Source organism: Flavobacterium sp. (assembly GCF_028712645.1).
In the GTDB taxonomy this organism is placed as follows: Bacteria; Bacteroidota; Bacteroidia; order Flavobacteriales; family Flavobacteriaceae; genus Flavobacterium.
In genome coordinates this window covers 1-8,805 of the sequence record NZ_JAQTPQ010000147.1, presented here as the reverse complement: position 1 = coordinate 8,805, position 8,805 = coordinate 1, and the positions used below count along the sequence as shown (strand labels likewise).

Sequence of the window (8,805 nt, the reverse complement as noted above, 5' to 3'; positions counted from 1 at the left end):
TAATGTTTCATTTCAACGTATTGCGCAAATTGAAAAAGAAGCATTATTTAAAATGAAAAATTTTTTAAAAAATTAGTTGACATTCAAATATATGTGATATATAATTTTTAAATATTATTTATTGAAGAGGTATTTGTTATGTTGGATTCAAGTGAAGTATTTAATAGAATAGTAAGTGGTGCAATGACTTTTGATGAATTCGAAGAATGGGTATCAGAACAACGAGCTGATTCTTCTGAATATGTACAGCAACTGATGTCAGAATATGATGGTTATGGTGAATGATATGAAACAAAAATCAATACAGGCTCAAGTATCTTCTTCAATAAGAAAAGAATTGAAACAGTTTTCTTTTATTAAAAAACCATCAGTTAAAAGTGAAAGTTTTGCTGGTGGTAATGCAGTAACAGTATTTCTCGAAGATGTTAATCCGGATGATATTTGTAAAATAAGAGAACTATGCCGTAAATATGAATATGGTAAATATGATTCTCAACAAGAGTATTATGATTATAATAATGTTAAATCTGATTTGCCACAAGTTAAATACTGTATGGTAGAAGTTAAATATAGCCCAGAGTTGAGACAATCCGTTTATGAATTTTTGATTAAACAAAAAATAGTTATGAAAACGAGTGAATTATTTAAAGATATTCCATATTATGATGATACAGTCGATATGGTATCAAAATATTTATCTGGTAGTAGAAAAGGATTTTGGGAATAAATATTTTATTTTAACAAATAATATATGAAAATAGATAAAATAAGGTGTAAGAGTATATTTGTTTCAGATATCCACTTAGGAACGGTTGAATCAAAAGCTAAGTTATTATTAGATTCTCTTAAACAATATGACTTTGATGAGTTGTATCTTGTAGGAGATATAATTGATGGGTGGAAAATTAAGCGAGGATGGTATTGGCACGATTCCCATACTAAATTAATTAAAAAGTTTCTGAAATATTCAAAAAATAAAAAGGTTGTATATATTGCAGGAAATCATGATGAATTCATCCGCGATTTTATAGCTGAACATAATATCAATATCAGTGGAATTGAAATCGCGGATGAAGTTATCTATACAGCTAATAATGGTAACAAGTATTTGATAACACATGGTGATAAGTATGATATCATCATTAAATATCACAAATTTGTAGCTGTACTAGGTGATATTGGTTATGAATTATTATTACGAGTGAATCACTATTATAATGATTTTCGTAGGTATTATGGTTTTGGTTATTGGTCTTTATCAAAATTTATTAAGAATAAAGTAAAAGCTGCTGTATCATTCATTACTGAATTTGAAGAAGTTATTGTTGATGAATGTATTAAACAAGGAGTTGATGGTGTTATTTGTGGTCATATCCATTTTCCATCAAATAAAATTATAAAAGGGATTCATTATATGAATACTGGAGATTTCGTTGAAACGTGTTCATTTGTAATTGAAACGCTTGGTGGTGATTTTGAAATTAAAGAATTTAAATGAACCTATTATTTTTTATTGTTTTATATTATAATTATTCAGTATTTACACTCAAAAGGATGAATTGTGATAATTGAAAAGAAAAGAGAGAAAATAAAAAATATAATTTCAGGTGGAGTAGGAGACGAACCTTATTTTAAATTACCTGCTGTACCTACTAAAATTGAGTTGATACATGCCTTGAATTATTATTCTAAAAGTTGTTCAACTAAAGAATCAAAAGATTATATAGTAGTATTTCTTGAAAATTATGATAAAAAATTACAACTGCAAGTTAAAAAAATCAGCGACAAATGGTTTTCTAATATAGGATTTGTATTGAGATTAAAAGAAAGAAATTATATTTTGTCTGACGATGTTATATTATCTACAATAGAAAAAGTACAAAGAATCGTTGATGAACGTAGTGTTTCTGATGAATATGAACATTCAGATACAATCAAATCTAATGAAATATCTTATAAAAATAACAGAAATGAAATACTATACCTATTAGATGATTGTGTAGAAAACGCTTTAAAAAATGAAAAAAATGATATTACACATATTGTAGGAACTACTAAGGAATTAAAAGAAGCAAAAATTGAAGCGGTTTCAAAATTACATGAATTAGAAGAAAATTTTGAAAATTGCTATTCAAAAAATATAGTTAAAATTCTTATTCCTGTATATCAAATGTTTATTAAAATAATTGATAAACATTTAACGGCAACAAAAAAAATAAAAACTAAACCTAGAATACAAAAACCTATTCCTATTCATCTTAAAGAAACAGTAGGAAAAAGGTTTGTAGTATTCAAAGATAAGTATAACAAATATATTATATTCAGATCAAGTGCAAGTTTGCTTGGGGTTGAGAATGAAATCATTGTTAATTGCAAAAGTAGATTAACTTTCACAAAATGTAAAAAAGGATTTGTTGAAAAATTAAAATCATGCACTACAATAAATGAAGCGCAGAATTTAATAAAAGATTTTGCTGGTAATATTATTGTAGATGAAACAGATAAAAATAAAAAAGTAAGTAATAAATTTGAAATTGTATTGACACTTAAATAATAGGAAAAATTATGGCTGAATACATTATGAAAGAACTTGACTACAATATACTCCCTGGATTGAGTATCCATATTTATAGTGAAAGTAGACATATAGAAAATGATTTGTATAAACATTTTCTGTCAGTTAATCTATTTGGATTTACGATATTTCATACATTCTGGAGAACCGGTGTTGATAATTATGGTACATTTTATATTAAAGTACCATTCAAAAAAGGTGATTGTGGGTTCGGAGAAATAGACCGTGTTAAAATGGATTATTAATTTCAATGATAACAGCGAAAAATATTATCACTCTTCAGTTTTCAACAATAGATATATTGGGGTATTTTCAAACACATAATCAAAAAATAAGTGTCCATTATAAAGATCATACAAAAAATCCATCAAATATTATCGATTCAGTGAAAAAGGTACTATTATCAAGTATTGGGTTAAATAATAAGATAATTATTACTGATAATCATAATATTTCTATTCAAAATAATATCCATACGATATTAACTAATTCTCTTGAAATTATCGTTCATAAAGAACAGTTATTGATAGTTAAGAGTAATGGGGATATTTTCCAAAGTATTAAGGAATATTTAACTGATATATTCAGTAGTGATATTGAAATAGAATTATCTGCGATATTAGAACACGATATAAGTACCAGTAATATTAACATAGTACACTATGGAGTTTTTTTAGCCAAAGAGAATCATGTGCTTGGTGGAAGAAGTTATATCGCGATTGAACATGATGATTTATTTAGACCAACGTGTATAGATTGTATGAGAGGTATAGATGCTTTTAATCGGATTTCTATGTCTTTAAATAATACTTTTTTCGTACAACCTGAACAATATAGTGATACAAGTGATTTCCATAAAATAAAAATCTGTTCAATGGAAAAAGAAATTATTTTACAATTGAATAAAACTGTATATAATGTTATATTATTACAAAGTGAACGATATTTAGATGAAATCGTTGATTGGTTTTGGAATCAGTCTACATTTGAATTTAGTTTGGGGCACATCAAAAAAATAATATTATCTTGCGGACAAACTATTTCAATAACTAAACAATATTCATATTAAGGATTAAATGAATGCAGTTGATTTAAAATATGTAGGACTTATTAGTTGGCAATTAGAACGATTTAAAAAGATTAGGGATTCAGTTTATTTATTCAGGTGTCCTTTTTGCGGAGATTCGAAGAAGAAAAAGAATTTGTGCAGAGGATACATTTACGATAAAAATAATACTACTCTATTCAATTGTTTTAATTGTGGTGCTGGGATGACATTAGGAACATTCATCCGAGAGTTGGATTATAATCAATATTTGAATTATAAATTAGAAACATTTCAATATAATCACCAAAGAATAACACATAAAGAAGAAATTAAAGAAATAGAAATAATAAAATCAACTGAACAAAAATTGCTAGAAAGTGATTATGGATTGAAGTATTGTTATAAATTATCTGATATTAGATTACCAGATGATTTACGGGTGGTTTATGATTATGCAAGAAAAAGAAAAATTCCATCTTTTATGTTTGATTCATTATATGCCTGTAGAAATTTAAATCTCATTGCAAAAAATTTCCCAAAATATTCTGAAATGAAATTCCCAGAATTTCCTATATTAGTTATGCCATTCTTTAAAAAAGATGGTACATATGATTATATGCAATGCAGACATATTATAAAAAATGAAGATAAAAGCGCGAAGAGGTTTACCATTTTTGAAATAAATGATGGTATTAAATTATTTGGGATAGATAGGATTGATTATACAAAAAGAATAACTATTCTTGAGGGCCCTATAGATTCAATGTTTATTGAAAATTCTTTAGCTACTTGTGGAGTATCTTTTGATGTAGCAATTGAATATCTAAAAGAGTATAATAATAAAGATATAGTATTATGCTTTGATAATGATTACAAAAGTAATCCGGATGTTAAAAAACAATTGATACGTAAAATTGAAGAAGGTTATTCTGTTGTTTTATATGATAATCGATTTAAATGGAAAGATATAAATGATGCTGTAACGAAAGGTGGATGGGATTATAATAAGATAAATCACTATCTAAGAGAAAGGACTTTTTCTGGTCTATATGCTAAAATAGAAGTCACAAGGAAATAAATGTAAATGAAAACATATGAAGAATTTAATGAAAGTTATGTTGATGAACGAAGATGTACAGCAATAGTTATAAACTCAATAGCAAAATATTATGGTTTAGATACAATAATTAAAGATGGTGAATTAGCTCCGTTAGATGGAATTTCAACTATTGCGAGATTAAAACAAGCCGGTTTAAAAGTTAAAAACGTGCTTGATCAAGAATATATTGGTAAAACACTCAAATCATTTGTTAAAAATCATCCTATTGGTGTTTTTTATGTTGGTATTAGAGGTCATGCATTAGCTGTTATTGATGGTAAATTAATAGATTCTAGCAATAAAGGGATTGATAATAGAAAAATAATAGGTCATTTTGAAATTATTAAATGAACTGAACCAACTAACCAAATGAATACATAATATGAAAGAATATAGAATCAATAATATTACAGATTTATTAGAATTAACTGAAGAAGAATTCGAAAGAATGTTGCCAGATTTACGTGCTTGGTATAATATGTCAAGACAAGTACAACAGAAAAGCCCTATTAGAGTTAGATCTTTTATATGGGTTGATGATAATAACCCTGGCAATTTAAAAGAAATAAGAGTTATATCATGAGTAATATTTGTATTGAAAAACACTTAAACAAATTTGGATTATTCCCAATTGATATACCAGATATATCAAAAGGAATATGTGAAATATATTCCGCAACAGAACAACATCTGATTTATTATATCAGAATGGGTCTCCCTTGTGTAATAAGAGGGTCAGCAATGACGATAGCGGATTGGTTTTATATACGAGAAATATGTAAATTAGAGGGTATATCTTATATTTTTGATGAATATCCAGGCACGTATTATGTACCAAATATAATAATTTATTTGAATAATTATGGTAAAATGATATGGGATAATGATTCTAAAAATTTACCAGATAATCATATTATCGTATATAGTTTGAAATTAAATAATCCATATATTAGAGATAAAAAGGATAGATAAAATGATCTTGTTTGACTTTTCTCAAATTGTAATGGGAGCTGCAATGTCTTATTACAATAAAACGAAAGAACCTATTGATACAGATTTATTGCGACACATTGCTCTCAATAATATCATACAAATAAAACAGAAATATAAAAAGGAATTTAATTCACAAGTAGTGTTATGTCTTGATTCTAGACACTATTGGCGAAAAGATTTGTTTCCTTATTATAAAAAGCATCGCGAAAAAGATAGAGAAAAATCTGATTTTGATTGGGATAATTTTTTCAAATCATTTGAGATAATTAAAGAAGAATTCAAAGAAAATTTGCCATATAAAGTTTTAGTTGTACATGGAGCTGAAGCTGATGATATTATAGCAACTATGTGTATGACATATAGAAGCGAAGAGGTTTTAATTATTTCATCCGATCATGATTTTTTACAATTACATCGATTGAATGAAAAAATTAAGCAATATTCGCCTATGCTAAAGAAGATGATTACTGTAACGACAAACAAATATAGTTTATTTGAACATGTGGTTAAAGGTGACACAGGGGATGGTATTCCAAATATATTTTCGGATGATGATACGCTATTGGTTGAAACAAAACGGCAAAAACCAATACGCAATAATGATTTAGCAATTTGGGAAAAAGAATTTGGCTTTGATAATCCAGCTATGTTTTGTAGGAATTTTGATGATTTGGAAAGATTCAACCGTAATTTAAAATTGATTGATTTAACTAAGATCCCAAAAGATTTACAAGATACTATTATAGATCAATTTCAAAGTCAAAAAACTAATGGGCATAAAACATTTAATTATTTGATTCAGCACAAATTAGCTAAAATATTAGAAAATGGGGTTTTATGAAACAATATACCCTCGATGAATTAGATAAATTGATTGCTGATAAACATAAGGAATTGTCATTAGTACAACAGCGTTATAGTTCAATAACTAAAGAATATAACGAAGTAATTTTACGGATGACTTATAATGATCTAGGTAAACAATTGTTTGAAAAATTAGTTGAAGGAAAAATTACTGATGCAACTCAATGTAATATCAATAACAAATAGTTCATCAATTAAAATTATCAGAGAATTTTGTAACATTAATTTGATTGATTATTACAAATCAATTTTAGATTTTCAACAAGACAAATTTAATTATGGTGGTAAAGTTATAAAATCACCTAGATTGAATTGTTTTATGAGTAATACTGTACAAGATTATTGGTATAGTGGACAATCACATAAAGCTATACCAATAGATGAAAAGACAAATAAATTTTTAAGATTCTTTTCAACGAAATATTTTTATAATGGTATTGTATTTAATTTATATCGTGATGGAAATGATTCTATTGCTTGGCATTCAGATAACGAAAAACAAATTAATCAAGAAATACCTATAGCTTCCTTATCATTTGGTGGGAGTAGATTATTTGAATATAAATGTAACGATAAAATTGCATCTATTGAATTAAATAATGGAGACTTAATTTTTATGCAAGGCAAATTTCAGGAAGAATGTTTACATAGAATAAACAAGGATAAAATAAGAAATGACGAACGTTTAAATTTAACATTTAGGAATTACAATTGGTGAGTAATAATAGGTATTACAGAATATGATGAATTACTTTTACGGATGACTTATAATGATCTAGGTAAACAATTGTTTGAAAAATTAGTTGAATAAAAAATAAATAGTTGACATTTTTAATATAAAAATATGATAAAACCTATAAGTCCAAAAGAAGCTAAAAAAATATATCAAACACAAACACAAATACCAGACGAAGTTTTTAAAGTTGTAAATGAATTGATTATTAGTCATTATAACGATACCGTAATTACTATAAAACAAAAGGATATAATTGAAAATGTATCTAAAGAATTAAATATTGATATTATAGATTTTAATATGAAATTTCTTGATTTTGAAAGTTATTATCAAAAACAAGGATGGAAAGTCGATTATAATTCCCCTGGATATTGTGAATCTTTTCCTGAAACATTTTCTTTTTCAACTATAAAATAAAATTTTAATAGTTGACATTTTTTGAATATAAAATATAATTATATTTGTTTTTAAACTTTAAGAGAAATATATGTTATTCGATTTTCACAAAAGAATATTTGATCAAGCAAGTGCATTATATGAGGCACTGAAAGATATTGATGAAGATATGAATACAATAACGAAATGTTATATTTCAATCTTGATCGAATCTTTAAAATTTTGGAAATAGTAATGATTACAGATGAAAATTTAAAAACCATGCTAAAAGAAGCAATAGATTCTATAGAAAAGATGTCTATTGAAGAATTAGAGCAAGAATTCAAAGATTTTGGTATAGATGTTATTAAAAAAGAAAAAAATATTGACATTTGATTTTTTTCTTTTATAATTATTTTGAAATTTAATTTTTAAGTGAGTACATATCATGAATAAAGAAGTATTAATCGCAGCTGAATTAAAAACCCCTGTTAAAATCGGTGATATCGTAGTTGTTAGAGGACTAGGTACCCAACGTAAAGATAATTGGGGTAATACAGCTAAAGTCCAAAATATTCTCGACGAAGGATATATTACTATCGAAGAAGAATCTGATAGTATTGCTCCACAAGATTATAAAAAATGGACATTCAATATAGGAGCCAATCCTTTTTCGGAATATGATTTTGAAAAAAATATCAAATATGTTAATTTTAATATCGAATCTATTCTATTGTCAATGAGAGTAATTGATAACGGTAAATCCAGAATTAATTGGAATCCAAGTATCGTCAACAGAGAAGGCAACAAAATCGAATTTCAAAGAGGTTTTTGTTGGTCTTTAGAACAAAAGCAATTATTGATAAATTCTATCTATAAACGCACCCATATAGGATCAATATTAGTTAAAAAATATTGGAATGATGAAGTTGGTGATATTTCATTTGATATTGTTGATGGCAAACAAAGATTGAATGCTATTATTGAATTCTATAACAATGTATATCCTGATACTTTTGGTAATTACTTCAGAGATTTGAGTGATAAAGCTCAATATGAATTCAATGATTTTTGTAAATTGACTTATGGTGAAATTAGTGAATCTGTTACTGATG

The 8,805-nt window shown here is 26.3% G+C and carries 16 protein-coding genes; all 16 read left to right on the top strand.

Going from position 1 to position 8,805, the window contains the following annotated elements:
• The first annotated feature begins 138 nt into the window (after nt 1–138).
• Nucleotides 139–285: a hypothetical protein gene (locus PHC28_RS11820; protein ID WP_300100505.1), complete on the top strand. Its 147-nt coding sequence runs from the start codon at nt 139–141 to the stop codon at nt 283–285.
• 1 nt (nt 286) lies between these two features.
• Nucleotides 287–727, top strand: a complete 441-nt coding sequence (locus tag PHC28_RS11815; protein WP_300100502.1) for a hypothetical protein — start codon at nt 287–289, stop codon at nt 725–727.
• Between the two features lie 24 nt (nt 728–751).
• Nucleotides 752–1,498 carry a UDP-2,3-diacylglucosamine diphosphatase gene (locus PHC28_RS11810; protein ID WP_300100499.1) on the top strand — a complete coding sequence of 249 codons (747 nt, stop codon included), beginning with the start codon at nt 752–754 and terminating at the stop codon, nt 1,496–1,498.
• Between the two features lie 63 nt (nt 1,499–1,561).
• On the top strand, nt 1,562–2,554 hold the full coding sequence (locus tag PHC28_RS11805) for a hypothetical protein (protein ID WP_300100496.1): 993 nt from the start codon (nt 1,562–1,564) through the stop codon (nt 2,552–2,554).
• An 11-nt stretch (nt 2,555–2,565) separates the two neighbouring features.
• Nucleotides 2,566–2,820: a hypothetical protein gene (locus PHC28_RS11800; protein WP_300100493.1), complete on the top strand. Its 255-nt coding sequence runs from the start codon at nt 2,566–2,568 to the stop codon at nt 2,818–2,820.
• Between the two features lie 5 nt (nt 2,821–2,825).
• The gene (locus PHC28_RS11795; protein WP_300100490.1) at nt 2,826–3,644 is read left to right on the top strand and encodes a hypothetical protein; all 819 of its coding nucleotides are present in this window, start codon (nt 2,826–2,828) and stop codon (nt 3,642–3,644) included.
• 7 nt (nt 3,645–3,651) lie between these two features.
• On the top strand, nt 3,652–4,701 hold the full coding sequence (locus PHC28_RS11790; protein ID WP_300100487.1) for a toprim domain-containing protein: 1,050 nt from the start codon (nt 3,652–3,654) through the stop codon (nt 4,699–4,701).
• Nucleotides 4,702–4,707: 6 nt separating this feature from the next.
• A complete protein-coding gene (locus PHC28_RS11785; RefSeq protein ID WP_300100484.1) occupies nt 4,708–5,073 on the top strand; it encodes a hypothetical protein in 366 nt (121 codons plus the stop codon).
• Between the two features lie 31 nt (nt 5,074–5,104).
• Nucleotides 5,105–5,305, top strand: a complete 201-nt coding sequence (locus PHC28_RS11780; protein ID WP_300100481.1) for a hypothetical protein — start codon at nt 5,105–5,107, stop codon at nt 5,303–5,305.
• Nucleotides 5,302–5,694: a hypothetical protein gene (locus PHC28_RS11775; protein WP_300100478.1), complete on the top strand. Its 393-nt coding sequence runs from the start codon at nt 5,302–5,304 to the stop codon at nt 5,692–5,694. Before PHC28_RS11780 ends, PHC28_RS11775 begins: the two co-directional genes overlap by 4 nt.
• Before the next feature lies 1 nt (nt 5,695).
• Entirely contained in the window at nt 5,696–6,556 is an 861-nt protein-coding gene (locus tag PHC28_RS11770; protein WP_300100475.1) for a hypothetical protein, read from the top strand.
• A complete protein-coding gene (locus PHC28_RS11765) occupies nt 6,553–6,765 on the top strand; it encodes a hypothetical protein (protein ID WP_300100473.1) in 213 nt (70 codons plus the stop codon). Before PHC28_RS11770 ends, PHC28_RS11765 begins: the two co-directional genes overlap by 4 nt.
• Nucleotides 6,734–7,297, top strand: coding sequence for an alpha-ketoglutarate-dependent dioxygenase AlkB (locus PHC28_RS11760; RefSeq protein ID WP_300100471.1), 564 nt, complete (start codon nt 6,734–6,736; stop codon nt 7,295–7,297). Before PHC28_RS11765 ends, PHC28_RS11760 begins: the two co-directional genes overlap by 32 nt.
• A 126-nt stretch (nt 7,298–7,423) precedes the next feature.
• Complete coding sequence (locus tag PHC28_RS11755) at nt 7,424–7,732, top strand: hypothetical protein (protein WP_300100469.1); 309 nt, start codon at nt 7,424–7,426, stop codon at nt 7,730–7,732.
• Between the two features lie 213 nt (nt 7,733–7,945).
• The gene (locus tag PHC28_RS11750; protein ID WP_300100467.1) at nt 7,946–8,086 is read left to right on the top strand and encodes a hypothetical protein; all 141 of its coding nucleotides are present in this window, start codon (nt 7,946–7,948) and stop codon (nt 8,084–8,086) included.
• Nucleotides 8,087–8,138: 52 nt separating this feature from the next.
• The coding region (locus PHC28_RS11745; protein ID WP_300100465.1) for a DUF262 domain-containing protein at nt 8,139–8,805 on the top strand (667 nt) is incomplete at its 3' end.